Annotated in this window: 29 protein-coding genes and 1 pseudogene; 16 read left to right on the forward strand and 14 right to left on the reverse strand. The window is 43.0% G+C overall.

The features are described from left to right. Positions 1–279: hypothetical protein (locus tag AM228_RS35765; RefSeq protein ID WP_231636958.1), on the forward strand; the 279-nt coding region annotated here is incomplete at its 5' end. A gap of 42 nt (positions 280–321) precedes the next feature. On the opposite strand, the gene AM228_RS26780 is transcribed toward AM228_RS35765, so the two are convergent. Beyond that, positions 322–717, reverse strand: coding sequence for a PadR family transcriptional regulator (locus tag AM228_RS26780; protein ID WP_054469970.1), 396 nt, complete (start codon positions 715–717; stop codon positions 322–324). Between the two features lie 520 nt (positions 718–1,237). Next, the gene (locus AM228_RS26785; protein ID WP_054469971.1) at positions 1,238–2,242 is read right to left on the reverse strand and encodes a phosphoribulokinase; all 1,005 of its coding nucleotides are present in this window, start codon (positions 2,240–2,242) and stop codon (positions 1,238–1,240) included. A 274-nt stretch (positions 2,243–2,516) separates the two neighbouring features. On the opposite strand from AM228_RS26785, the gene AM228_RS36475 reads away from it, so the two are divergent. The 3 genes from AM228_RS36475 to petH all read left to right on the forward strand — a co-directional run bounded on the left by AM228_RS36475 (position 2,517) and on the right by petH (position 4,201). Then, positions 2,517–2,645: a hypothetical protein gene (locus tag AM228_RS36475; protein ID WP_255353277.1), complete on the forward strand. Its 129-nt coding sequence runs from the start codon at positions 2,517–2,519 to the stop codon at positions 2,643–2,645. Positions 2,646–2,831: 186 nt separating this feature from the next. Then, positions 2,832–2,954, forward strand: coding sequence for a hypothetical protein (locus AM228_RS36480; RefSeq protein WP_255353278.1), 123 nt, complete (start codon positions 2,832–2,834; stop codon positions 2,952–2,954). Positions 2,955–2,998: 44 nt separating this feature from the next. Further along, complete coding sequence (gene petH / locus AM228_RS26790) at positions 2,999–4,201, forward strand: ferredoxin--NADP reductase (RefSeq protein ID WP_054469972.1); 1,203 nt, start codon at positions 2,999–3,001, stop codon at positions 4,199–4,201. A 196-nt stretch (positions 4,202–4,397) separates the two neighbouring features. Here petH and AM228_RS26795 read toward each other — a convergent pair whose 3' ends face one another. Beyond that, entirely contained in the window at positions 4,398–4,595 is a 198-nt protein-coding gene (locus AM228_RS26795) for a hypothetical protein (protein ID WP_054469973.1), read from the reverse strand. A gap of 443 nt (positions 4,596–5,038) precedes the next feature. Next, positions 5,039–5,332: a DUF4090 family protein gene (locus tag AM228_RS26800; RefSeq protein WP_054469974.1), complete on the reverse strand. Its 294-nt coding sequence runs from the start codon at positions 5,330–5,332 to the stop codon at positions 5,039–5,041. A gap of 214 nt (positions 5,333–5,546) precedes the next feature. Between AM228_RS26800 and AM228_RS26805 the strand changes: the two genes are divergently transcribed. The 3 genes from AM228_RS26805 to AM228_RS26815 all read left to right on the forward strand — a co-directional run bounded on the left by AM228_RS26805 (position 5,547) and on the right by AM228_RS26815 (position 8,757). Beyond that, positions 5,547–6,170: a hypothetical protein gene (locus tag AM228_RS26805; protein ID WP_054469975.1), complete on the forward strand. Its 624-nt coding sequence runs from the start codon at positions 5,547–5,549 to the stop codon at positions 6,168–6,170. Between the two features lie 179 nt (positions 6,171–6,349). After that, positions 6,350–7,825, forward strand: a complete 1,476-nt coding sequence (locus AM228_RS26810) for a leucyl aminopeptidase (protein ID WP_054469991.1) — start codon at positions 6,350–6,352, stop codon at positions 7,823–7,825. Between the two features lie 242 nt (positions 7,826–8,067). After that, complete coding sequence (locus AM228_RS26815; RefSeq protein ID WP_054469976.1) at positions 8,068–8,757, forward strand: hypothetical protein; 690 nt, start codon at positions 8,068–8,070, stop codon at positions 8,755–8,757. Here the strand turns inward: AM228_RS26815 and AM228_RS26820 are convergent. Beyond that, complete coding sequence (locus tag AM228_RS26820; protein ID WP_054469977.1) at positions 8,709–9,932, reverse strand: DNA cytosine methyltransferase; 1,224 nt, start codon at positions 9,930–9,932, stop codon at positions 8,709–8,711. The genes AM228_RS26815 and AM228_RS26820 overlap by 49 nt on opposite strands. Before the next feature lie 143 nt (positions 9,933–10,075). Here AM228_RS26820 and AM228_RS34605 point away from each other — a divergent pair, with 143 nt between their 5' ends. From AM228_RS34605 to AM228_RS33680, 5 genes are all read left to right on the forward strand, one after another. Then, positions 10,076–10,246 (forward strand): hypothetical protein, encoded by a 171-nt coding sequence (locus AM228_RS34605; protein WP_190880816.1) that lies wholly within the window; start codon positions 10,076–10,078, stop codon positions 10,244–10,246. Between the two features lie 349 nt (positions 10,247–10,595). Further along, on the forward strand, positions 10,596–10,874 hold the full coding sequence (locus AM228_RS26830) for a hypothetical protein (protein ID WP_156332091.1): 279 nt from the start codon (positions 10,596–10,598) through the stop codon (positions 10,872–10,874). A 165-nt stretch (positions 10,875–11,039) separates the two neighbouring features. Further along, positions 11,040–11,273: a hypothetical protein gene (locus AM228_RS26835; protein WP_054469980.1), complete on the forward strand. Its 234-nt coding sequence runs from the start codon at positions 11,040–11,042 to the stop codon at positions 11,271–11,273. Further along, complete coding sequence (locus AM228_RS26840; protein ID WP_054469981.1) at positions 11,266–11,649, forward strand: type II toxin-antitoxin system VapC family toxin; 384 nt, start codon at positions 11,266–11,268, stop codon at positions 11,647–11,649. The genes AM228_RS26835 and AM228_RS26840 overlap by 8 nt, the downstream gene beginning before the upstream one ends. A 49-nt stretch (positions 11,650–11,698) precedes the next feature. After that, positions 11,699–11,914 (forward strand): hypothetical protein, encoded by a 216-nt coding sequence (locus tag AM228_RS33680; protein WP_072160941.1) that lies wholly within the window; start codon positions 11,699–11,701, stop codon positions 11,912–11,914. Here the strand turns inward: AM228_RS33680 and AM228_RS26845 are convergent. The 3 genes from AM228_RS26845 to AM228_RS26855 form a co-directional block, all read right to left on the reverse strand. Continuing rightward, on the reverse strand, positions 11,874–12,275 hold the full coding sequence (locus tag AM228_RS26845; RefSeq protein WP_054469982.1) for a hypothetical protein: 402 nt from the start codon (positions 12,273–12,275) through the stop codon (positions 11,874–11,876). The genes AM228_RS33680 and AM228_RS26845 overlap by 41 nt on opposite strands. 68 nt (positions 12,276–12,343) lie before the next feature. Further along, positions 12,344–12,703 carry a hypothetical protein gene (locus tag AM228_RS26850; RefSeq protein ID WP_054469983.1) on the reverse strand — a complete coding sequence of 120 codons (360 nt, stop codon included), beginning with the start codon at positions 12,701–12,703 and terminating at the stop codon, positions 12,344–12,346. Positions 12,704–12,706: 3 nt separating this feature from the next. Continuing rightward, positions 12,707–13,606 carry an ATP-binding protein gene (locus AM228_RS26855; RefSeq protein WP_054469984.1) on the reverse strand — a complete coding sequence of 300 codons (900 nt, stop codon included), beginning with the start codon at positions 13,604–13,606 and terminating at the stop codon, positions 12,707–12,709. A gap of 187 nt (positions 13,607–13,793) precedes the next feature. Between AM228_RS26855 and AM228_RS37070 the strand changes: the two are divergent. Further along, positions 13,794–14,678 (forward strand): annotated as a pseudogene (locus AM228_RS37070) (NB-ARC domain-containing protein); the annotation flags it as partial. Between the two features lie 247 nt (positions 14,679–14,925). On the opposite strand, the gene AM228_RS37075 reads toward AM228_RS37070, so the two are convergent. Continuing rightward, positions 14,926–14,982 (reverse strand): hypothetical protein, encoded by a 57-nt coding sequence (locus AM228_RS37075; protein ID WP_369817807.1) that lies wholly within the window; start codon positions 14,980–14,982, stop codon positions 14,926–14,928. A gap of 469 nt (positions 14,983–15,451) precedes the next feature. Continuing rightward, positions 15,452–15,646, reverse strand: a complete 195-nt coding sequence (locus AM228_RS33685) for a hypothetical protein (RefSeq protein WP_156332092.1) — start codon at positions 15,644–15,646, stop codon at positions 15,452–15,454. Between the two features lie 7 nt (positions 15,647–15,653). Between AM228_RS33685 and AM228_RS26865 the strand changes: the two genes are divergently transcribed. Continuing rightward, positions 15,654–15,965 (forward strand): hypothetical protein, encoded by a 312-nt coding sequence (locus tag AM228_RS26865; protein WP_054469986.1) that lies wholly within the window; start codon positions 15,654–15,656, stop codon positions 15,963–15,965. A gap of 4 nt (positions 15,966–15,969) precedes the next feature. Beyond that, on the forward strand, positions 15,970–16,386 hold the full coding sequence (locus AM228_RS26870; RefSeq protein WP_054469987.1) for a putative toxin-antitoxin system toxin component, PIN family: 417 nt from the start codon (positions 15,970–15,972) through the stop codon (positions 16,384–16,386). Here AM228_RS26870 and AM228_RS26875 read toward each other — a convergent pair. The 3 genes from AM228_RS26875 to AM228_RS26885 form a co-directional block, all read right to left on the reverse strand. After that, positions 16,375–16,584 carry a hypothetical protein gene (locus AM228_RS26875; protein WP_054469988.1) on the reverse strand — a complete coding sequence of 70 codons (210 nt, stop codon included), beginning with the start codon at positions 16,582–16,584 and terminating at the stop codon, positions 16,375–16,377. The genes AM228_RS26870 and AM228_RS26875 overlap by 12 nt on opposite strands. Positions 16,585–16,890: 306 nt before the next feature. Beyond that, positions 16,891–17,643, reverse strand: coding sequence for a Uma2 family endonuclease (locus AM228_RS26880; RefSeq protein ID WP_072160943.1), 753 nt, complete (start codon positions 17,641–17,643; stop codon positions 16,891–16,893). A 1,340-nt stretch (positions 17,644–18,983) separates the two neighbouring features. Then, the gene (locus tag AM228_RS26885) at positions 18,984–20,729 is read right to left on the reverse strand and encodes a LamG-like jellyroll fold domain-containing protein (protein ID WP_054469989.1); all 1,746 of its coding nucleotides are present in this window, start codon (positions 20,727–20,729) and stop codon (positions 18,984–18,986) included. A 942-nt stretch (positions 20,730–21,671) separates the two neighbouring features. Here AM228_RS26885 and AM228_RS33690 point away from each other — a divergent pair. Then, entirely contained in the window at positions 21,672–21,833 is a 162-nt protein-coding gene (locus AM228_RS33690) for a hypothetical protein (protein ID WP_156332093.1), read from the forward strand. 63 nt (positions 21,834–21,896) lie between these two features. Here the strand turns inward: AM228_RS33690 and AM228_RS26895 are convergent. Beyond that, the coding region (locus AM228_RS26895) for a LamG domain-containing protein (RefSeq protein WP_197285426.1) at positions 21,897–22,531 on the reverse strand (635 nt) is incomplete at its 5' end.

A 22,531-nucleotide genomic window follows, 5' to 3' on the forward strand; every position in this document is an offset into this window, starting at 1 on the left:
CCATCGACCCCTACCGTTGTTGATTGGGGAAAGGGGAACAGTTATCAGGGAACGGGGTTCGGAGAAGAGAGAAGAGAGAAGAGAGAAGAGAGAAGAGAGAAGAGAGAAGAGAGAGTTTTCCTATTCACTATTTCCTATTCACTATTCACTATTCACTATTCACTATTCCCTGTTCCCTATTCACTATTCCCTGTTCCCTATTCACTATTCCCTGTTCCCTATTCCCTGTTCCCTGTTCCCTATTCCCTATTCCCTGTTCCCTGTTCCCTGTTCCCTTAACAAAAACCCACCAAACGGAAAGCGCCTGGTGGGTTTAACTGATTAGCGGATGTTTTGCTGCATCGGTACAGGATACTTATTTGTTTCCGAGCAAAACCAACCATTCTTCACATACTCTCGCCACAGATGACTCAATTCCTGAGCTTTATGTATCCATTCTGGATGGATTTGATACATTCGTCTAGGCCGTCCGCGTCCGTCTACTTTTTTCCAATAACCTCGAATGGCGTTTTCTGCTTCCAGAAATTTCAGCGCACTATAAAGCACGGTATCAGAAAGACGATAGACGATATATTCACGTTCTAGTTTCTGAATCAGTTCGGTGCCATAAGAATCCTCCTGAGCCAAGACGGAAAGGACATAACAGACAGTCACTTCTTTAGTCAGATAAACTGGCGGAGGATCGCGAAAAAATTGATAAATATCTTCAAATTTCATATGTAAAATAGGTTCAATACCCTACAATTCACCGCATTTCCTAGCAATGACACCCTGGTTTTAAACAAATCTTTGACTTATGACAATAAAACGTCCCAAGCCAAAAAGTTCTTTCTTCAATTTCAACAGAGATTTCACCCCAACTTCCGGACAATTCTGCTGAATTTACTCTGTAAGACTCAAAATTTTTAGCACGGTTGTCTCCAGGATCCGTCTGAAATCACTGTGTGACAAATATTTCAGTCACTTTAGTGAGAAACTCATGCTGATAAGTGAGTTTAGTAACCAAAAATGTAGAGGACTACTTACACCGTTACATCGTACAAGATGTTTGGCGCGATCGCCGAATATTTTTATTTTAATCGGAAAAAATCCGCCGTTAATTTTAATTTCTCATAGAAAAAACTAAAAAAATTAAAAAAAGTTATGTTAAATCCAGTGAAGCCAAAGAAAAGCGCGAAAGGCGAGCGCTCGCCTTTCGCGCTGAAATCATTTTACTGAGATAATTAAGATTTCGACTTTAGACCTGGGCAGTCACGCGGGCTTCGCGAGCGGTCAAAGCTTCATATTTCGCCCGCATTTTCAAGCCAACCAGCACTTGGAACAGACCCGTACCATTGTTGGATCCGGGATAGTCACGATGCTGCATCAGCAATTCAGTCAGTTCACCATAGAACTTGGTAGAAGTATTGCTCAAATGGCTTTCAATATAGATCATTTCCTCTAGATTCTCGAACTGACCATCCACTTCCAGAATAGAAACTTCATGGCCATAATAGGAATCTGGGCGATAGTGCATCTTAATGCCCGGATAAGGGCAAGTCAGCTTGCGACCGCAAGGAATCCAGTCAATGGTGGAGCCTTCATCAAACAGATATGCAGGATCCAACCCTTCTAGTCCATAGCGTTGGATCATTTGCACCCGCAGAACCTTACGCTCCTTGTCATCTGGGATTAACTTGGTGGGTAACACTTCGATCACCACATCCGCATGACCTTTCTGGGGAGCAATGTAAGCCTCAAAATCTGGACGACGGGCATTAATCGAAGCCAGGACATCTTCATAACGATGACCGCGTTCTGCCATGTCCCGTTGGATCTTCCAGGCAATTTTTACTTCATCGCTAATGTCCAGGTAAACACTGAAATCTAACAGACCGCGTACCCGCTCATCATACAAAGGATGAAGTCCTTCAACCACGATAATGTGGTTCGGTTCGATCCGTTCTGGGGGATCGATTTTTCCGGTTTCGTGGTTATAAATTGGCTTATTGATCGCCTGACCACTTTTCAGCGCTTTAATTTGCTCATACATCAAATCAAAGTTATTCGCCCTGGGGTCAAGGGCTGTCACCTGCTGCACTTTCCGCTGTTGGCGGTCTAAACTGTGATAGTCATCCAAGCAGATAACGGTCATCAGTTCTTTGCCAAACAAATCTTCCAAACGGCGCAAAAACGTAGATTTACCACATCCGGAGTCTCCAGCTACCCCGATTAGCACTACACGATCCGGCTTACTCGTCATAGATTCCCTCTTTCTATATCGCTTTAAGTACCTATGCTAAGGTTAATCGAGTATTTAGACACAGTAAAATTGATTTTATACGGATATGTTACGGCTTGCGTAACTTATTTTATTCCCTCGCCAATAACGATCTGGGTTAAATTTCTTCATCCCTGCGTGAAATCGCTCGATCGCGGTCGAGGGGACTCAGGCGCCACTGCCTCGCACTGAATTTCCACAATTAAATCACTGGTTGGCAAATTTTTGATGTTTGTCTGAGCCAAATTGCTGCAAAATGTTAAGTAAAGTTATCAGAAATTCATCTGATGTACCATCCCAGGGTCGTTGGTCAGAAGGCCAACAGCGGGCAACCGTTGATTCGTTTAAGAAGCGATCGGTCTGGATCGCTCAGGTCGGCGCTTAGGGAAAAGGGGCTGCTGGACTAAAGCCTTCAGTTCCGCTGTATGTTCATCCCTGTGCCTTACACCAGCCGGACAAACCGATGAATCAACCAGTAAACGGATCCCTTAAACCGAGGACTTTCATGGGTGGTGAGATTGTGAATATCAGTCCCCAGGTTATTACCGGGTAACTCGGAACCAGGGAAATTTTGGTTGATGGCAACCGACTCCGTAAGATTTTACGGTCTGAGTCAGTCATCAGCGATGCTTTCATCAGCGATCGCAACTGTGATACAAATCTGGTTGGGTTGCTGATGGCAGTCTATGAGTAATCTGACGGCAAAATCCTAAGTCAACTTTTGCAAAATTAAAAAATATGTACAATCCAAACGTCATTGGTAGCACAGCGAATACGGAATCTGACAACCGTTTATTTGTCTATGAAGTGGTGGGTCTGGGTCAAAGCGACAAAGCGGATAACCCGAACTACTCCATTCGTCGCAGTGGTAGCACATTTATCACCGTGCCTTACAACCGCATGAACCAAGAAATGCAACGCATTATGCGGATGGGGGGTCAGATTGTCAGTATTCGTCCTGGGTCTGTCAATCAGACTGTTCATACCAGCTTAGAAGTTGAAACCCAGCCCAAGGTTGAAACCCAGCCTGCGACGGAAAAGAAATCTAAGAAAAAAGCCGAAGATGATATTCCGGTCAACATTTACCGTCCCAAGAATCCCTATATTGGCAAGTGCATGAGCAACGAAGAACTGGTTGCTGAGGGCGGTGTCGGCACAGTTCGTCACCTGAAATTTGATATTTCTGGCGGCGACCTGCGCTATGTGGAAGGTCAAAGTATTGGCATTATTCCGCCCGGAGTGGACAATCAAGGCAAACCCCATAAGCTGCGTTTATACTCGATCGCCTCTACCCGTCATGGGGATGATGTGGATGACAAGACCGTTTCTCTCTGCGTGCGTCAACTAGAATACAAGCACCCAGAAAGTGGTGAAACCGTCTATGGGGTTTGCTCTACTCACCTGTGCAACCTGGAAGTTGGTGCGGATGTGGCCATTACCGGCCCCGTGGGTAAAGAAATGCTGTTACCCCACGATGAAGACGCCACCATTATTATGATTGCCACCGGGACGGGGATTGCCCCATTCCGCGCTTTCTTGTGGCGGATGTTTAAAGAACAGCACGAAGACTACAAGTTCAAAGGTCTAGCCTGGTTGTTCTTTGGCATTCCTTTCACCGCGAATATCCTCTATCGTCAAGAACTCGAAGAACTGCAACGGCAATTCCCCGATAACTTCCGCTTGACCTGTGCGATCAGCCGGGAAGAGAAAAATCCTGAAGGCGGCAAGATGTATATCCAAGACCGGATTAAAGAAAAGGCTGACGATCTGTGGCCACTGATTCAAAAGCCCAATACCCACACCTACATTTGTGGTCTGAAAGGTATGGAAGATGGCATCGATCAGGGGATGTCTGCGGCTGCTGGTAAGTTCGGTGTGGACTGGAGTGAGTACCAGAAGCAACTGAAGAAAGAACATCGTTGGCACGTTGAAACCTACTAATAATTAAGCACTAAATTAAGCTCTAAAAATTTAGTGATTGACTAACATTTAGTGCCGATCTGTTTTTGTAGGTTAGCAACGTAGAAAAAAACCCGGTTTCTGCCACAATCTCTTGATTAATATCACGATAAAGGGCAAGAAACCGGGTTTTTTAGTCTTTTTTTGAGTTTTTTTCTGAGTCTTTTACAGCAATTTTTTATTGAATAAACCACAGCCTTCCGCCAATTAACCGCCAGGGAATTAATCGCCTGTCAATTAACCGCCAGTCAATTAACCGCCAGGGAATTAATCGCCTGTCAATTAACCGCCAGGGAATTAATTCCCTGGCTAACAGCGCAAGTCGGTTAAAACCGACTAAAATTCTGTATGGGTCAACGGCTGTTGTACGGGTCAACGGCCGTTGACCCCTACCAAGCATGATTAGTCGGTTTTAACCGACTGTAAGGGTCAACGGCCGTTGACCCCTACAGTCGGGGATTTTAATCCCCGACGGGTGTGGTTTACAAGGGCAGAAAACTGCTGTAGGGAGTAAAAAATACCCCCATCCAAGACAGATAGATCGGCTAAATTGGATCATTTACTGCGCTGTAAAGGGCAAAGCATGACCGCTGATAATTTATCGGTTTTGAAATCAAAAATGACTGCGGTCATGCTTGGCCCCTACAAACTAACTGCAATCCTCGGCTTGGTTCACAGTCTAAATATAGCACTTTGCGGATTTATGAAGTACAAAAAAAACTGTCATTCCCGCGCAGGCAGGAATCCAAAAAAACTCTGTAATCCAATGAAAACCGCTATATTGATTCGGTAATGGTCTAATTTAGGAAAAAATTAGATTTATTTACCACCGTAATAGAATAAAATTTCTTTTTCCTTTAACGGGGCAAAATCCGCTGAAATCAGCATTTGATTTAGTTCCTCTTGGGGAATATGTTTGGCGCCAATGCGGACAATCCGAGAACGCATGGTGTTGCTCACTCCACTGCGTTGCCGGTTGCCTTCTAAACCCATGACTTGATGGTAAAGGCTGAGTTTAGCCGCTGGAATGGGACTGCCATCTAGGTCGATTCCTTGGGCGATCGCCTCATCAACGGCATCAGCCCCAGTAGTTTTCCGGTCTTCAGAAGACATGAATTATTACCTCTAAATTTATTTGACAATTGGTAAAAAGCTAGACTATTGAGAATGCTTTTTTACCAGTTATTAAATATTATAGACAACACCGAGCACTTTCACGGATTTTTAGCAAATTTATTTTTCTTTCTGTGTTCTCTGTGTCTCTGTGGTAAAATTTTATAGTTAATAATATATAGAAATATATTATCATATTTTGGTCTTTTTTCCTATGTCTGGAACAATTTTACCTGAGCGGGTTTTACTGCAATGGCCGGCGATTCCTGAACCGCAGAGAAAATATTTTCTGATGCCATTAGTTTTGGCAATTGTGGTGTTTGTCTTTTTACTGGTCAATATTTTTATGGGAAAGACTGGGTTTCCCGGATTTACACCTTTTTTAAGCGCGGCTTTTGCCTTGTTGATTTTATCCACTGTGGCATCTGCCCAATATTTTAAAGCATCATTTGAAATTCGCCAACGGCTAGATGGGACGCGATCGCTCGTGGTTCGGGAACGGTCTCAAATATCTGAGTATTCTTGGCCGTTAACTCATCAAGTTTTCTATTATATGAATCCGATTTTTACCGGCAGAACTGTTCGCGAAGCACCGGTGCTTTTACTCCATTTATGTAATGAATCAGGAGAATGTTTGGTGGTTTTAAAAGAAGAACTGGGATATCTCTATCAACCTCCCGCAGGTTGGGCAGCGGTGGATGGGCGATCGGGTCAGATAATTCCTCCGGGAGGAAAAAGTTATCTGAGTTTTGGCTTGCGATTATTAAATCTGGAAAAGCTCAAAGAACAACTCGATCGCCTAGCGGTCGCTTTTCCCGATGAGCCGAATGATTTCTAAAGTTTCCCGCCTTTTGGAGTCATCATCCCAGGATGCATAGTTGTCCTCAATATTTTGTTACAGTTTATAACGAATGTCGTTTTTGCCTGAATGGGAAAATTCCCGATTAGGACATCCTATGGCAGATCGGTCATAGGAAGATGTCATCTGAAACAATGGTCTACAAAGAAGGATTGGTTATGAAATTTAACGCGATCGATACGCCACGTTTGGATTGGTCAGGAGATGCCCTCGCCATTGGCTTATTTGAGGAACAAGTGGAATTAACCGGCGATTTAGCTGAGTTGGATCAAAAGTTGGGCGGCACTTTAGCCGAAGTGATTGCCGAAAATGAGTTTAAAGGCAAAGAAGGCAGCAGCGTGGCAGCCCGCGTGGGTGGGGGTAGCGCCATTCGCAAAATTATCGCTATTGGTTTGGGTAAGCAAGATAGTCTGAAGTTGGATGGCATTCGTCTGGCGGCTGGGGCGGCGGCGAAAACCGCTAAAAGCCAAAAGTGTAAGACTTTGGGGATTAGCTTGCCAGTATTTGGGGATGCGGGGACTACAGCCCAGGCGATCGCGGAAGGGGTGGAGTTAGCCCTGCATAAAGATAGTCGCTTTAAGTCCGAGTCGGAAAAGTCTAAAGAGTCTAATGGGGAAATCGAACAAGTTGACTTGCTGGGGTTCGCGGGTCAAGATGCGGCGATCGCCCTGGGACAACAGATTGTGGAAGGGGTCAAATTAGCGCGGGAACTGGTGAATGCCCCGGCGAATACTTGCACCCCAGTGACAATGGCGGAAACTGCCCAGGCGATCGCCTCTGAGTATGGTCTGGAAATCGAAATTCTGGAACAAGCTGACTGTGAAAAATTGGGCATGGGCGCTTTTTTGGGAGTGGCTTTAGCCTCGGATTTGCCGCCGAAATTTGTTCATATTACTTATAAACCTGAAGGAACTCCGCGCCGGAAATTGGCGATCGTGGGTAAAGGTTTGACCTTTGATTCTGGTGGTTTAAATATCAAAGTCCAAGGTGGTATTGAAACCATGAAAATGGATATGGGCGGGGCGGCAGCTACTTTTGGGGCAGCAAAGGCGATCGGTTTAATTAAACCGGATGTAGAAGTGCATTTTATTTCTGCAATTACGGAAAATATGATTAGCGGTCATGCCATGCACCCAGGGGATATTCTCACCGCTTCCAATGGCAAAACTATTGAAGTCAATAATACCGATGCCGAGGGACGGTTAACTTTAGCCGATGCGTTGGTATTTGCGGATAAATTAGGGGTAGATGCGATCGTGGATTTAGCCACTTTAACCGGGGCTTGTGTTGTGGCTTTGGGTGACGATATTGCTGGTTTATGGAGCCCCGATGATGCGGTGGCCAATCAGCTATTAGCCGCTGGGGAAAAAGGCGGAGAAAAATACTGGCGGATGCCGTTGGAAGACAAATATTTTGAAGGCTTAAAAGCTCTTCATGCGGACATGAAAAACACTGGCCCCCGTGCCGGTGGTTCGATTACTGCCGCCCTATTCCTGAAGCAATTTGTAGACAAAACTCCTTGGGCACATTTGGATATTGCCGGTCCCGTTTGGACTGATAAAGATAAAGGATATAATCCTGCTGGTGCCACGGGTTTTGCGGTGCGGACTCTGGTGAATTGGGTCTTGGGTTAATTCGGTAAAATATACAGGGTTTTGCCGATAAATAGAACGGTGTAGGGGCGAAGTATGACCGCAGATATTTCTAGGTTAAAATATTAACCTTAATACCGGAATGCTTCGCCCTTGGCTTCTGCTTTGAATCAATAACATATATGCGGTTATGCTTCTCCCCCTACACCCTATAGATATCTATGGTCTATTCAAGATAAAAATTCCATAAGTCTGAAAAAAATACTGTAATACCCAGAGACAAAATGACTGTTCAAGACGATCGCCGTGAAAATGAACTGATTACTTTATTTCAACTAGAAAAGCCGGCTAACGCTACTCGTAGCGGAACGGATGCTATTTTAAATTTTGCCAATCAGCAAATTGCCTTTGAGTTGAAATCCACCACCAAATCATCTGTCACCACCGTTCGAGATTTTAGCCCTGACCATATAAACAAATGGCAAGGCAAACATTGGCTATTTGGCTTTTATGAACCTGGAGGAAAAACCATCAAATACTGCTTGTATGGATCTCCCAAAGCAATGGCTCCTTGGATCCAGGAAAAAGCCGCCTATATTCAGTTAGATTATCAGCTGGCTGATCTGCTTCCAGAACTCATCACTAAAGAGGTTCTCTATCAAATGCTCGGTCAAAAAGAACTGTACTCAATCGAAGACGCTCGCCAGCTACAAAAAAAACAATATTCTATGCAGCAATATCGCGATAAAATGGATATGGAAATGGGCTACTCTCCAGAAAGAATGCTTTCTATTTTGCAAGATAGATGCCGATATTTATTACAAAGAGGTTCTACGTTAAATAATCCTCACATTCCGGATTCATATTTTCATGGTTGGGAGCGCATCACCACCAACCATGCTCAAAGGTTACGAGAATTAGTCCGTCAAGAACTACTTAATAACGCCTCAGCCACAGATACCGCCACCCAATAAGCCATTGGTGGGGGAACTGCATTACCAATTTGCCCTAAAGCCATATAAACTGCCCCATAAATAGACCAAGACTCTGGAAATCCTTGCATTATTGCACAGTCAGGAACCGATAGGCGAAAATGACCATTTTCGGCCACAAATAAATGGGCTTTTTCACGAGTTGCTGCTACTCCATTCGGCCAAATTTGTAGTTTTTCCCAAACCTTTTGGGCAGACACACTACTTAATATCGATGTGGTATGACGCGGCCCGGTTAAACCACTGCGAATTGTTGGCGCTAACCCATCAAAGCCAATATCTGGTAATCCCAACGCTTCGCGGACTCCCATGCAGCGTTTTTTGACAAAATTTTCCTGAGATATTTCCTGAGATATTTCCTGGGATAACAGATTAAGCTGAATTGGTTTATGAGCATTATTTGCTGGTAAATCTTGCCAAGAGTGAGTTGGCTGCGGTCGCTGGTAGTTTGCCGCGATTTTCTCATCTCTAAACCCCACAAATAAAACCCGCTTGCGGATTTGGGGAATGCCAAAATCAGGAGCAGATAAAATAAATTTTATTAAATGATATTTTTGAGTCAAAGGAAGTTCTATGACTTCTTCAACATATCGCTGAAACTTTTTTCCTACCAAAGCTGTGACATTTTCCGCCACAAATGCTCGTGGTTCAATTTCTAAAACAGCCCGGACAAATTCTGGGAACATATCCCGGCTGTCCGCTTGACCTTTTTGGCGACCCGCTACCGAAAATGGCTGGCAAGGTGGCCCACCATGCAGCACATCAACTAACCTATGATAGGGACGCCAATCTATTTTGGTGACATCGCCATCTTCTCCAGAAAAAACTTGCCAATCCGGGCGATTTTGCTTTAAAGTTATTGCCGCATCTGGGATAATTTCTGATGCAGCAATATGGTTGAAGCCAGCGCGATCAAATCCTAAATCTAATCCGCCACCTCCACTAAATAAGGAAAGAGCATTTAACCCGTTATTGGCTAATTTTGGCATCAGAGTTTTTGGGTTGAGTTTGGGTTGATTAATCGGATGAATCGGAGTTTGCCCTTCTCCTCGCAAGGCTTTGGCTTTGGCTTGACTCGATGCCTGGGAACGCTTTCGATAAATTTCTCTTTCTGCTTCCGTAATGTTCCAGCCTTGGTAAGATGAATTTTGTGTCATTTTATATGATTTCAAGTTCCGGCTTTAGCAAATCTAAATATCTAGTCTTTAAGATTTTATCCGATTTTATATTAACTTATGCGACGAAAATGTTTAAAATTGGTTATAATAAGTTCTATCTTCGCACAGACCAGGAGATGAAGATGCAAGTCAGAGATATGACCGTTGAGCAACTGCGCGACTTGATTCGCCACACTGTTGAACAGTGCTTAGAAGAATATTTTGGCGATCCATATGCCGGTTTGGAAGTTAAACAAGAAGTGAAACAGAAATTACTAGATTTACCAGATTGGACATCGCCGAGAAATTTATGATTAACTGAAGCGCGATCGCCGGTAAAAAATGCGATCGCTTTCTCACCCCGATGCTAGGACCCGCGCATTTCCGCCGATAAGTTATCAGTTAAAATCAAATATTTACTGCGGAAATGCTTTGCCCCTACAGATATATGTCGGTGAAAATATTAACCTTGTAGGGGCAAAGCATTACGGCAGATATCTATTGCTTAAAATATTAACCTTAATACCGGAATGCTTCGCCCAGATATTGGTGCGCGATCGCCATAATCTCACCCCGATGCTAGGACCCGCGCATTTCCGCCGATAAGTTATCAGTTAAAATCAAAGATTTACTGCGGAAATGCGCGGGCCCCTACAGATATTTATGGGCGAAAATATTAACGTTGTAGGGGCAAAGCATTCCGGCAGATATCTATTGCTTAAAATATTAACCTTAATACCGGAATGCTTCGCCCAGATATTTAGGGGCGATCGCCATAATCTCACCCCGATGCCAGGGCAAAGCATTTCGGTAAATAAGTTATCGGTTAAAACCCAAGATTTACTGCGGAAATGCGCGGGCTCCTACAGGAGGTTATGTCATAAAGGCATATCGCAGGATGAAGATGGGCGATCGCTGTCTTTTAAAGACAGAACTAAGTAGACAGGCAGAAATAAATGCACCACATACCATATCAGAAAAAAACTGTCATTCCCGCGAAGGCGGGAATCCACAGCCTATCGGCGGGGAACGAAAAGTGCAATTAATTATGTTCACCTACTTATTGCTATAATAATAATGATAGCCAGAAATTGATTATAATAGTATATGTCTACTTATCAGGAGCTACTAAGTCAAGCTCAAAATTTAACCCCTAATGAGCAAGATCGTCTGTTAGAAGACCTAACCGCACTCATTCAGCAACAAGCTACAGTCAAAACGCGGGACGAGCGTCAAGAGTTGCCAACTCAACCAGATTTAGATCGATGGTTTGGGTTTTTGCCTCAGCGCGTGGATCCGGTTGAGTTTCAGCGTAAGCTAAGACAAGAATGGGATGAGTAAGAAATATCTACTGGATACCAATATCCTGATTTATTACTTTAACGGCAATTTAGCAGTTAAACCTGTTTTTGATGAGATTAAAAATAGCGTGGCTCAGGGATTTTATTGCCCGATTAGTTGGATAGAATTACTTTGCTACTCGGCGTTAACTGAGGATGAAGCGAATTTAATGCGTGATTTTTTGAGGCAAATTAATCGGGTATCCTTGACAGAATCCATCTTAGACTGTGCAACTAAAATTCGCCGAGATCGCGTCAAATTAGCCGATGCTCTCATAGCTGCTTCTGCTTTAGTTCAGGGATATATATTGGTGACTCGTAATGTTGATGATTTTAAGCGCATTGATGGGTTGAGTATCTTGAATCCATTTAATTGAGGCGATTCCGCAAAGCGGATCGCTTCCGCGAATCGCGCTTTGGGGAAATATGGGCGATCGCGTCATCACCCCGATGCCAGGGCGAAGCATTTCCGCCGATAAGTTATCAGTTCCAACCAAAGATTTACTGCGGAAATGCTTTGCCCCTACAGATATTTATGGGCGATCGCGCGATCGGGGAAATATGGGCGATCGCCACATCCTATATAAAAATCAATGGAAGATCAATCACGAAATTTCAAACTTAATTCAACCCGACCCTTAGTTTTCATTTCATCCAGAATATCAGCCGGAATATTTATTACGCGATTGACTTCAGCCGTCACAGTATTGACAAAGTTATGATCTCCTTTTTGGCTGTAGGTTTTAATTTCCATCATTTTTTTTGTTTGGTCAAGAACCAGACGGCTTCCTAACACAGAATCTCCCTTTTGTTGAATGCTTCTGTGAATGTTTTTAATATCCGCCTCCAGTAAATCAAAATCTAAAGTACCCCGGTGAATACTGCTAAAGGTGTCAACCTGTACTCCCTGTTCTTCCCAGGCTTGGGATATCTTTTCCCCGGCATTTTTGATCGTGTTGAATAATTTACCAAACTTATCCCCTAAATTTTCTGTATTGTTCATAGATATAATTCTCAAAAAATCCAATAAATTCTAGTGTTGACAAATGTAGTAGACCCTGCTTTATAGCTTTACGCTGCTGACCTTTTCATTAATAGCATGGCTGCTTTGCGCTTAAGGTCTTCTAAATATTCGTCAGGGATTTGAGATTGATCTATTTGTTGCCGCCTCCCTTCTATTCTTACTTCACCAGTGTAAGCATTCATCACATAAGCTTTGGCTTCTCTGTAATATTTGTTGCCTTCTTTAATCAAAGAAACAATAATATCTGAAATTACCTCAATGGCATGATTAACTGCGTCTAGTATGTACCCGACTACACGATTCGCCCAGGCTTTGATCTCATCCCAAAAGTAAGCAATAGTAACACCAGTAACGGCACCTACAAGAAAAGAAGCACCAACAATAACCCAATCGATAACGAAAAGCATTATTTATTTCTCCGGTAAATTTGAAGTGGGTGTTTCTTCTACCACGACGGCATCGGCTAAATTAATTTTTTTGTGACGCAGTTTGATAGTTTTGTATTTGTTTATTTCTTCATTGATGACTGACTCATCAATGACCTTGGTTTTCCCAACTAACAATTTCAGACCGAGTTTAATCGTGATATTTCTAATATCACCGCCACATAAACCCTCGCTGATTTCTGCCGCTCTCTCGTAACTGATGTTTCGGGGAACATTTTTAGATAAATGAAATTCCCACAGTTGAGTCCGCATTTCCCGATCGGGTACAGGAAACTCTACGTTAAAGATGATCCGCCTTAAGAAAGCCTCATCATAGTTCTCAAACAGGTTAGTGGCAAAAATAATCACACCATTAAACTTATCCATCAGTGTTAATAGTGTGCTTTTGGCTGAATTCACGCCATGATCCGCTGCTTGGGATAAATTGGAGATTCTTTTGCTTAATACAGCGTCGGCTTCATCGAAGAATAATAAACTACCGCTTTTTTCGGCTTCTTGGAAAACCTTGGATAGATTTTTTGATGTTCCCCCCACTAATTCAGATTCTAGTTCACCATAGTTAACTTTAATAATACTCATGGCTAGTTTTTGGGCAATGGCTTCGGCTGTAATACTTTTCCCCGTCCCAGGCGGGCCAAAAAAATTGATACTTAAACCGTTTCCGGTCTTGAGAAACCGATTAAACTCCCATTCAACCAATAACTTATCCCGATTTTTGACATAAGCTATCATCTCCTCGATTTGCTCAATGGTATTTTTTGATAAGGCGATTTCAGCTAATGTCCACCGAGGGGCTTCGCTCAGGCTGCTTGCCTGGTCTTTGCTGCTGGAGTCTTGTTTGTCCTTGACTATTTCATATTTCATGGTTTAATGTTTGACGAAATGACCTCCGCGATCGCTATGATTGACAACCCAACAATAATTTCTAGTATAAGAGAGTAGTCCACAGGGGAAAGTATGAAAAGTACGAACAATAGTCACCCCGTAAAAGTACGAAAAGTACGAAAAGTATGGTAAACTCAGGTAAAGTTTAGGATGAAGTCGTTATTTTATGGATGTTGAGGATATATTAAAACAAGCCGAATCTCTGGTTTTTGCCAAAACGGGGAAGCAGCTAGAGCATTTACAAAAAACTGTCCTCAAAGGTACTCTTCAAGGTCAAACTTATCCAGAAATTGCCAAGGAAAATGGCTTTAGTGAAAGTCATGTTAAAAATGTCGGACATGAATTATGGCATACTCTCTCATCAGCATTAGGGGAGAAAGTTACGAAGTCTAAGTTTAAATCTGTATTTAAGAGTCTAAGAATAACCAGTCAAAGAAGTAATAGTAATAATTTTTCCCCAGCAGAAATTTCAGGAATCTGTCATACTAATCCGACGATCAATAATATTAACATTTTTACTGACCAAGAGCGATCGCCCGCACCTGCCCAAACCTCCCCAGACACACCAACTGAACCCCAGATAAACTTAGATGATGCACCGGCGATTTTTACTTGCTACAGTCGCACCACCGAACTGAACACCCTAGAACATTGGATCGTACAAGACCGTTGCCGGATTGTGGAACTTTTGGGCATCAGCGGCATCGGCAAAACTGCGCTATCTCTCCGGCTAATTGACCAAATCAAGAGCAATTTTGACTATATTATCTATCAAACCCTTTGCTTTTCTCCCACCTTAGAAACTACCCTCACCAACCTGCTAGAAAATTTCGGCAAACCCGCAGAAATTCCCCAACAGATTGAAAGCAAAATTTCCCAACTACTCAAATATCTCCGCCAGCATCGATGCTTGATTATCCTGGATGATGTGCAAATGCTGTTTAGCCCAGGAAAATTGGCCGGGGAATATCAAGCATCTCTGGAAAATTATCCGCTATTTTTTAAACGAATTGCCGAAATAGAACACTCCAGTTGTTTCCTATTAATTACTGCTGAACAACTCCAAGAATTTACCCAGTTGAAAAAAGGCGATCACGCAGTTCGCTCATTAGTATTAGGTGGTTTAGGCATTGCTGCAAAAGAAATATTAAAACAATATGAATTATCCGATGAAGACCAGTGGGAAAAGCTAATTAATCTCTACCAAGGTAATCCTCTTTGGTTAGAGATGACTGCGATGATGATTCAGGACTTATTTGCCGGGAATGTTGCTGATTTCCTAGAATATAAAAGCTTGATTATTTGCGACGCTTTGAAAGCAGCAATCCAGCGACAATGGCAGCGATTAACCCCACAAGAACAGGCGATTCTGATTCAGTTTACAGCGCTTGATGCGCCTGTGAGTTTACCGCAACTTGGCCAAAAACTTAATTTAGCGGATTCCGACTTATTAAATGGCGTGAAATCTCTAAGAAGACGGTTATTTTTGGAGCATATCCAACGGGAAAAACAAAGATTATTTCAGCTAAACCCTGTTTATCAACAATATCTAAAAGAACAAAACCCAGAAATTTGCGAGCGATCGTAACTCAATCCATCTCAAAATAAGGCATCAGCCACGGATACCGCAACCCAATAAACCATTGGTGGTCGGCGACAATAGCGGAATCTTTGATTCCGCTATTGTTTTTTTCTATCTACCAGACTTTTAGCGCTTTCATGGTAAATTTCCCAACTCCTCAATAAGCTGACTCGGAGTGATACAACATACTCACGAGTAAACCACGCCATAATGTAGAGACGATTCGCTTTCTCGCCTCTACATTATGTATTTTGTCTGTGGTTGATTAATTCGCGATCGCCAATTATGGCAGTAAGATAAAGGCCGAACAGTGTGAGGGTTTGTAAATGGTGAAATCCCGGCGATCCGCCCAAGGTGATTTTAGGGAAATTTGCCAGATTTGACAGAGTTAGAGGAAATGTTATAATATTTAAGTTGGGATTTAAGTAAGGAGTCATGGGAACTATGACATCAAAAACCGTGATTCAAGTAACAATAGATGGGCAGTTAGAATTGCCGATCGCAATTCGTTCTCGGTTGCAGTCCGGAGATGAATTTGTGCTATGGGAAGAGGAAGATACGATTATCCTAAAAAGGGTAAAAAAACCTGTTTTTGAGGAAAAAAATAAATCAGAATCAGGAAACGAACGGTCACAGGATTTATCTTTTTTTGCCATAGCCGATCGCCTTGCAGAACTCAATGAAGTTGAGCCAATTTCTGAAGCAGAAATTGAGGAAGAAATTCGAGCATATAAGCGGGAAAAACGACAAAAATAAAAATATGCGAGTCGTTTTAGATACGAATACAGTGATTTCTGGTCTTTTTTGGCGAGGAAAGCCTTTTCAGATTTTGGAATTAATGCGATCGGGAACAATTACCGTTTACACTTCTGAAGCGATACTAGAGGAGTTGTTAGATGTTTTAAAGCGTCCTAAGTTTTCCAAGAGATTAGCTATATTAAATGTGAGTCCGCAACAAGTGGTTAATCGTTTTATTGAATGGGTGGAAGTGGTGGAGGTTGGAGAAGTTAAAAAAATTGTGATTTCAGACCCAGACGATGACCAAATTATTGCTTGTGCCAGGTCAGTCAATGCTGATTTTATTATTTCAGGAGATGCGGATATCCTGGACATTAAAGAAAAAGTTACGATTCCTATTGTAACTTCTGGTGAGTTTCTGGATATTTTAGCAGTTTGAGCCAGTCAATATCTCTGAATCCCCAGAAAAAAGTCCGATGAGCGGATCTTCTTGTTCAGTCCGTTCTGGGGGATTGACTTTTTCTATCGCTTGATAAACCAAGAGGATCTCTATATCTTGATTTGGGGGAAGATCGTGAAGTTGCAGTTGCACCGATCCATCGGCGTTGACCTGAGTTTTTAAACGAATGGTGTCCATGATGTTTAAGGATAACCTAAAGAGTTGGGAATCTTCTAAAATTATATAGCCTTTCTGATACTAAGGACTTACGCGATCGCATCCTCAGTATAACCAGGAATCCCATATAGTTATACAAAATAAGCATACAAAATAAGCGCCGAAGCATCGCCCCTCAATCGACCGTCAATCGCGGCAGTAAAGCCCGAACAGTGTGAGGGTTTGTAAATGCTAAAATCTCAGGGTTATGATCGCGATCGCCCCTCTTCTAAATAAAAATGCCATATAAGGGCGATCGCTGTTATTTAGTGAGTTTAATCGATAAGTTTAATCGATTTCCTCTGGATTGATTCCCATTGCTCGTAACCGCTGGGCTAATTTTTCATTGCGAGTTTCCAGAGTTTTGATTTTCGCTTGTTCCTCCTTAATTAATTGCTCCACCACCGGCGGATTAAGCAATTCTTGCACCGATAAATCAAGCTGGTCAAACTGCTCCGAAACTATTGAACTATCTTCGCTAAAATCAACCCAATTATATCCTTCTTCATTGGTTGCATTTGCCAAGACTCTCACTCGTTTCTTTTGGGGGTCTACGATCCAATATTCGGGAATTTCTGCCAGTTCGTATTCGCTCCGTTTAATGATATAATCATCCCGGCGATTACTGCTGACAATTTCGACTACCAGAATCGGCTTTTCCGCAAAATCTAAAACTCCAGCACCCGGACGCGAAATCACTTCTTCCCAAACACTTTGGCTACAGACTACTACATCAGGAATTCGCGATGAATTTTCGGCGGTGCGAACGCCCGTCCCTAAAGAGTTGGCGACTAAATTCAAGTTTTTCTCAGCAAAGTAGCGCTGTAACTTGTAAATCAAAAATTTGCAAATATTGGTATGTAAGTGACTTTGTGCTGGCATCGGTATGAGTTTCCCCCTGAATAATTCATAAAGAACATCCGGTTCTCCCTCATACGCGAGGTATTCTTGGAAGGTTAAGAGATGTTCGGTTGACGGCTGTGCTTGTTCTTGAGGTTGCTCGCTCGCTACCTCGGTTACTCTTTCGACAGCTTGAGTCATAATGCTAGACCTCTCGTCGCGATCGCTTTCTGTGAATATTTTAGCTAATTTCTTATGGAATCTCCGCAATCAGTCGTTATTTCTGAAATCTTTACCTATTCGATATCAGCTTCAATCCCTATTCTTGGCCATAGCATATTTTTTAGGCGGGAAGATTTCAAAAAAAATCAGGTAAGCGATCGCCTACCTGATTAATCAATCAGAAATCGGGTTTATTTAATGGTTTCTCACACAAACGGGGCAATTATGCGGATACAATATAATTAGAATTCACCGCAGTCAAAACCCAAGAATTAACCAAAGCTTGATACACAATTGCCGCCAGGGGATTTGGGCGCGATCGCTATTATTGCAAGGGATCATTTTTCACATTTGGTCACACTGGTGGGAACAATTGGCAAATTGTCAAGAAATTAAGAATTATCATTTCCCAAAGATAGCAGGATTGCGTAATGCATCGAAAAGCTAGTATTTACCGGGCTTGCATCACTTTTTTGCCTGCATACAAAGATTCGATAAATATTAAGAATTAATACAAGAATTCACCGTGTAGAACTTTTTATCATTCAGACGAGGAGAACTCTACTATCACGGGATTGAGCGGGGCGGCGATCGTAACGGTATCACTCTCCCTGCTTACTATGAAGAAGACACGGGATATGTGGCAGAGAATGGCGAATATACTTACATCATCAATCGTTCTACTCTGAGCATTTATCAGGAGAATACTCTGCTGCAAAGAGACTCAGTTTACGAAAGATAGAGACTTTATTTTAAAAATTTTTCTCCGGTAGTAGGGGCAATTCCTCAAGGTGATGGTTGCCCCTACTATCGATCGTTTCAGTCAAATATTAAAGCGATCGCGATCATTCCCATAGGGTAAGGGCGAAGCATTTCCGCCGATAAGTGATCGGTTTAAATCAAAGATTTACTGCGGAAATGCTTCGCCCCTACAGATATATGTGGGTAAAAATGATGAAAATATTAACCTTGTAGGGGCGAAGCATTCCGGCAGAAGTTTGATGGTTGAAAATATTAACATTCATACCGGAATGCTTCGCCCTTGGAGATATTTCTAGGTAAAAGTATTAACCTTATTACCAGAATGCTTCGCCCAAATGCTTGGTGAGCGATCGCGTCATCAACCCGATAGAGTAAGGGCCCGCGCATTTCGGTAAATAAGTTATTGGTTTAAACCCAAGATTTACTGCCGAAATGCGCGGGCCCCTACAGATATATGTGGGTGAAAATGGTGAAAATATTAACCTTGTAGGGGCTCGCGCATCACCGCAGATAATTTCCTAGTTATTGCCCGCCCGCCAGATAAATATTCCTCATCCTTAGCGAAAGGGGAAAGCAATATATTCAGTGATGAAAGTGCCAACAACAGTTCCGGGGTAATTGCCAGTGATATCTGCAACCTTGATCTCTGAACCTTCTACTCGGACTTCATCTAATGGCCAGTAGCCGACTAAACCGGGTTCTTGTCCGCTTAGGCGCTTAGACATACCCGTCCGGATTTCTGCTGGAGTGCGAACTCGGTTCCAAAACCGAACTTCTGCCATCTTGCCCTTGAAATACGGATCGGCACTCCAGTTGCTTTTGCCGATGTAATTTTGGGTGCGATTGATGTTATTGGGAAGGGTAATCTTGCTGGCGGCTACGGGCAGGCCGTTTTTGTAAAGGACGGCATTTCCGGCAGGATCGAGCGTTGCTGCTAAGTGCAACCATTTCCCCAGTTCTAAAATTACCGAGGGGGAACGTAAATCTTGTCCTGAACCACCCTTGTATATACTCAAGGCCAGCTTACTTTCTGTGCCGACATTGGAAAACATGATGTTATCTGAACCTTGTCCGTTGCCAAAGTCGATAATTCTCGACCAACTTTGAAAGGCATCGTACCACACCCACGCTTCCACAGTTAGACCTTTATCGAAATTGACGTTGATCGGCGGCAGAGTGATATAACTTCCATCCCCGTTAAACTGCATCACACGAGAAGTTAAACTGACAGCAGACCAATTCACTTTGATGCTGCCACTATTATCGTCATACTTCGATTTCGCATCATTGAGAACGAAACGCAAGTTTTCCCCTGGTTGGAGAACAATCGTCGCTTTTTCCCCGACTTCTATAACGTCACCAGTTTTCGTGTTCTGTGCGATTAAAACATAGGGATTTGCTTGGGGATATTTCAGATCGGATTTGACACTAGGCCAAATCTGTCTAATCTTATCCTGAACGGAAGGTTTTAAAGAGGACAATCCCGCAGCGGTACATCCTTGTAGATCACGATTGTTTTTGTCTGGGGACCAGGTTCCCGATGCCGTAAATGTATAGGATGTAGCTACTTCTTGAGCGTTAGTAAATACATAACCGTTTGGCGAAGTCCCAGGCACATAGAAACTAGCTGAATCGATGGGTGGAAGTTCAGGGGGCTGTTTAAACAGGATGCCATAAACTGCTGCATGATTGCCATTACCAGTTTGATCCTTGACCAGATCGCCAGTAGATTCAGTTAAAGGATAGTAAGCGACTAAGCCCGGTTCATTGCCAGTCAAACTGCACCCCATATCGCCCCAAATTTCTTCGGGACTGCGAACTTTATCCCAGATCCGAACTTCCCGCATCCAACCTTTAAACGCCTGATTTACATCGAATCCTCCGCCAACATTATCCTGGTCTTGTCCCAACACCAGACTGCCCCCGTTATCCAGGGTTTTACCTTTGGCCATAATTGTTGAAAATACCTTTTGGCCATCTTTAAAAACAGTGACTTCTCCGGTATCACTGCGCCATGTTGCAGCACAATGATGCCAGTGACCATCATTGTAGGATATCCCACTTACTTTCGGTTCATTCTTAATCTCTACCTCTAGATTTTTGGAATCATAAAGGAGAAACTCGTTATCCCCCGATGGAACCGCATAGGAAAATGGCGATCCTTGTTTTTCCTGATCATTACTGCTAATCCACAGTTCTACGGTGATCTCCTTTTTGGGAAAACTGTTAAAAGGATTGCGGATAATATAATTACTCGTTGTGCCATCAAAATAGGCAGCATTGTTTCGTTGCTCTGGAGTCATCGTTATTTCTCCTAATGACGAATTTTAAAAGTAGATACCTCCAACAAATTGAGGAAATCAGCAATAGTGACCCCTGACGGTTGGTGGTAGCCGAGAAAAAGCAATACAAAGGTTAGTCAAATATCATACAATCACTGCTTGAGACGCTCGGCTGCTGGAAAGTGTTATAAAAAGTTACATAATGTTATGTAAAATGTTAGAAAAAATTTGGTAATATTAGGAAAAATTACCCTAAATGTCACCTATGCAGCTTCAGGAAATCTTAAGATTTGCCGATGAGAATGTCTTTGCCAAGGCTGCAACAAAGAAACCGGGTTTCTCTTGATCAAGAAACCCGGTTTCTGAGGCAGGGGCGAAGCATGACCGTAGATAATTTATTGGTTAAAACCAAAGATTTACTAGGGTAAGGGCGAAGCATTTCCGCAGATAAGTTATCGGTTAAAACCAAAGATTTACTGCGGAAATGCTTCGCCCCTACAGATATATTTGGTATATGTGGGTTATATGTGGGTGAAAATGGTGAAAATATTAACCTTGTAGGGGCGAAGCATTCCGGCAGATGCTTTATGGGTGAAAATGTTAACCTTAATACCGGAATGCGCGGGCCCAGATATTTATGGGCGAAAATATTAATTAACATTGTAGGGGCGAAGCATTCCGGCAGATGCTTTCCGGGTGAAAATGTTAATCTTATTACCGGAATGCTTCGCCCTTGGAGATATTTATGGGCGAAAATGTTAATTAACATTGTAGGGGCGAAGCATTCCGGCAGATGCTTTCCGGGTGAAAATGTTAATCTTAATACCGGAATGCGCGGGCCCAGATATTTATGGGCGATCGCCATGATTTCATCCCGATGCCAGGGCGAAGCATTTCCGTAGATAAGTTATTGGTTAAAACCAAAGATTTACTGCGGAAATGCGCAGGCCCCTACAGATATATTTGGGTGAAAATGTTAACGTTGTAGGGGCGAAGCATTCCGGCAGATATTTTTGGGTGAAAATATTAACCTTATTACCGGAATGCTTCGCCCTTGGAGATATTTATGGGCGATCGCGCGAGCGGGGAAAAATGAGCGATCGCGTCATCAACCCGATAGAGTAGGGGCTCGCGCATCACCGCAGATAATTTCCTAGTTATTGCCCGCCAGATAAATATTCCTCATCCTTAGCGAAGGGGGAAGGCACGATCTTCAACAAGGAAAGTGCCAACAAGAGTTCCGGGGAAACTGCCCGTGAGGTCTGGAACTTTGAGAACTGAACCGTCTATTAGGATATTATCCAATGGCCAGTATCCGACTAAACCGGGCTCTTTTCCGCTGAGGCGCTTAGACATACCCGCCCGGATTTCTGCTGGAGTGCGATATCGGTTCCAAAACCGAACATCTGCCATCTTGCCCTTGAAATACGCATTGCTATTCCAGTTGTCTTTGCCGATGTAATTGTTGGTGCGATTGATGTTATTTGGCAAGTAACCCTTGCCCGCTGCTACGGGCAGGCCGTTTTTGTAAAGGACGACATTTCCGGCAGGCTCGACCGTTGCTGCTAAGTGCAACCATTTCCCCAGTTCTAAAACTCCCGAGGGGGAACGAACCTCCTGTTCTGAACCACCCTTGAATATATCCAAGTCCAGCTTAGTGTCTGTACCGTAATTGAGAAACACGATGTTATCTGAAGCTTGTCCGTTGCCCCAGTCGATAATTCTCGAATAATTCTGAAAGGCATCGTACCACACCCACGCTTCTACAGTTAGACCTTTATCAAAGTTGACATTGATCGCGGGCAGAGTAATATAATTTCCAT

Origin of the sequence: Planktothricoides sp. SR001, from assembly GCF_001276715.1 — a bacterium.
Lineage (GTDB): Bacteria > Cyanobacteriota > Cyanobacteriia > Cyanobacteriales > Laspinemataceae > Planktothricoides > Planktothricoides raciborskii.

Bases quoted from the DNA above. Each gene is read 5' to 3' on its own strand.
- AM228_RS36475 (WP_255353277.1), top strand. From the start codon at position 2,517: ATGTTAAGTAAAGTTATCAGAAATTCATCTGATGTACCATCCCAGGGT.
- AM228_RS26845 (WP_054469982.1), bottom strand. From the start codon at position 12,275: ATGAACAATACAGAAAATTTAGGGGATAAGTTTGGTAAATTATTCAAC.
- AM228_RS26835 (WP_054469980.1), top strand. From the start codon at position 11,040: ATGTCTACTTATCAGGAGCTACTAAGTCAAGCTCAAAATTTAACCCCT.
- AM228_RS26820 (WP_054469977.1), bottom strand. From the start codon at position 9,932: ATGACACAAAATTCATCTTACCAAGGCTGGAACATTACGGAAGCAGAA.
- petH (WP_054469972.1), top strand. From the start codon at position 2,999: ATGTACAATCCAAACGTCATTGGTAGCACAGCGAATACGGAATCTGAC.
- AM228_RS34605 (WP_190880816.1), top strand. From the start codon at position 10,076: ATGCAAGTCAGAGATATGACCGTTGAGCAACTGCGCGACTTGATTCGC.
- AM228_RS26865 (WP_054469986.1), top strand. From the start codon at position 15,654: ATGACATCAAAAACCGTGATTCAAGTAACAATAGATGGGCAGTTAGAA.
- AM228_RS26810 (WP_054469991.1), top strand. From the start codon at position 6,350: ATGAAATTTAACGCGATCGATACGCCACGTTTGGATTGGTCAGGAGAT.
- AM228_RS26805 (WP_054469975.1), top strand. From the start codon at position 5,547: ATGTCTGGAACAATTTTACCTGAGCGGGTTTTACTGCAATGGCCGGCG.
- AM228_RS26840 (WP_054469981.1), top strand. From the start codon at position 11,266: ATGAGTAAGAAATATCTACTGGATACCAATATCCTGATTTATTACTTT.
- AM228_RS33680 (WP_072160941.1), top strand. From the start codon at position 11,699: ATGGGCGATCGCGTCATCACCCCGATGCCAGGGCGAAGCATTTCCGCC.
- AM228_RS26855 (WP_054469984.1), bottom strand. From the start codon at position 13,606: ATGAAATATGAAATAGTCAAGGACAAACAAGACTCCAGCAGCAAAGAC.
- AM228_RS26785 (WP_054469971.1), bottom strand. From the start codon at position 2,242: ATGACGAGTAAGCCGGATCGTGTAGTGCTAATCGGGGTAGCTGGAGAC.
- AM228_RS26780 (WP_054469970.1), bottom strand. From the start codon at position 717: ATGAAATTTGAAGATATTTATCAATTTTTTCGCGATCCTCCGCCAGTT.
- AM228_RS26885 (WP_054469989.1), bottom strand. From the start codon at position 20,729: ATGACTCCAGAGCAACGAAACAATGCTGCCTATTTTGATGGCACAACG.
- AM228_RS33685 (WP_156332092.1), bottom strand. From the start codon at position 15,646: ATGACTCCTTACTTAAATCCCAACTTAAATATTATAACATTTCCTCTA.
- AM228_RS26875 (WP_054469988.1), bottom strand. From the start codon at position 16,584: ATGGACACCATTCGTTTAAAAACTCAGGTCAACGCCGATGGATCGGTG.
- AM228_RS26815 (WP_054469976.1), top strand. From the start codon at position 8,068: ATGACTGTTCAAGACGATCGCCGTGAAAATGAACTGATTACTTTATTT.
- AM228_RS26830 (WP_156332091.1), top strand. From the start codon at position 10,596: ATGGGCGAAAATATTAACGTTGTAGGGGCAAAGCATTCCGGCAGATAT.
- AM228_RS26880 (WP_072160943.1), bottom strand. From the start codon at position 17,643: ATGACTCAAGCTGTCGAAAGAGTAACCGAGGTAGCGAGCGAGCAACCT.
- AM228_RS26850 (WP_054469983.1), bottom strand. From the start codon at position 12,703: ATGCTTTTCGTTATCGATTGGGTTATTGTTGGTGCTTCTTTTCTTGTA.
- AM228_RS26800 (WP_054469974.1), bottom strand. From the start codon at position 5,332: ATGTCTTCTGAAGACCGGAAAACTACTGGGGCTGATGCCGTTGATGAG.
- AM228_RS26870 (WP_054469987.1), top strand. From the start codon at position 15,970: ATGCGAGTCGTTTTAGATACGAATACAGTGATTTCTGGTCTTTTTTGG.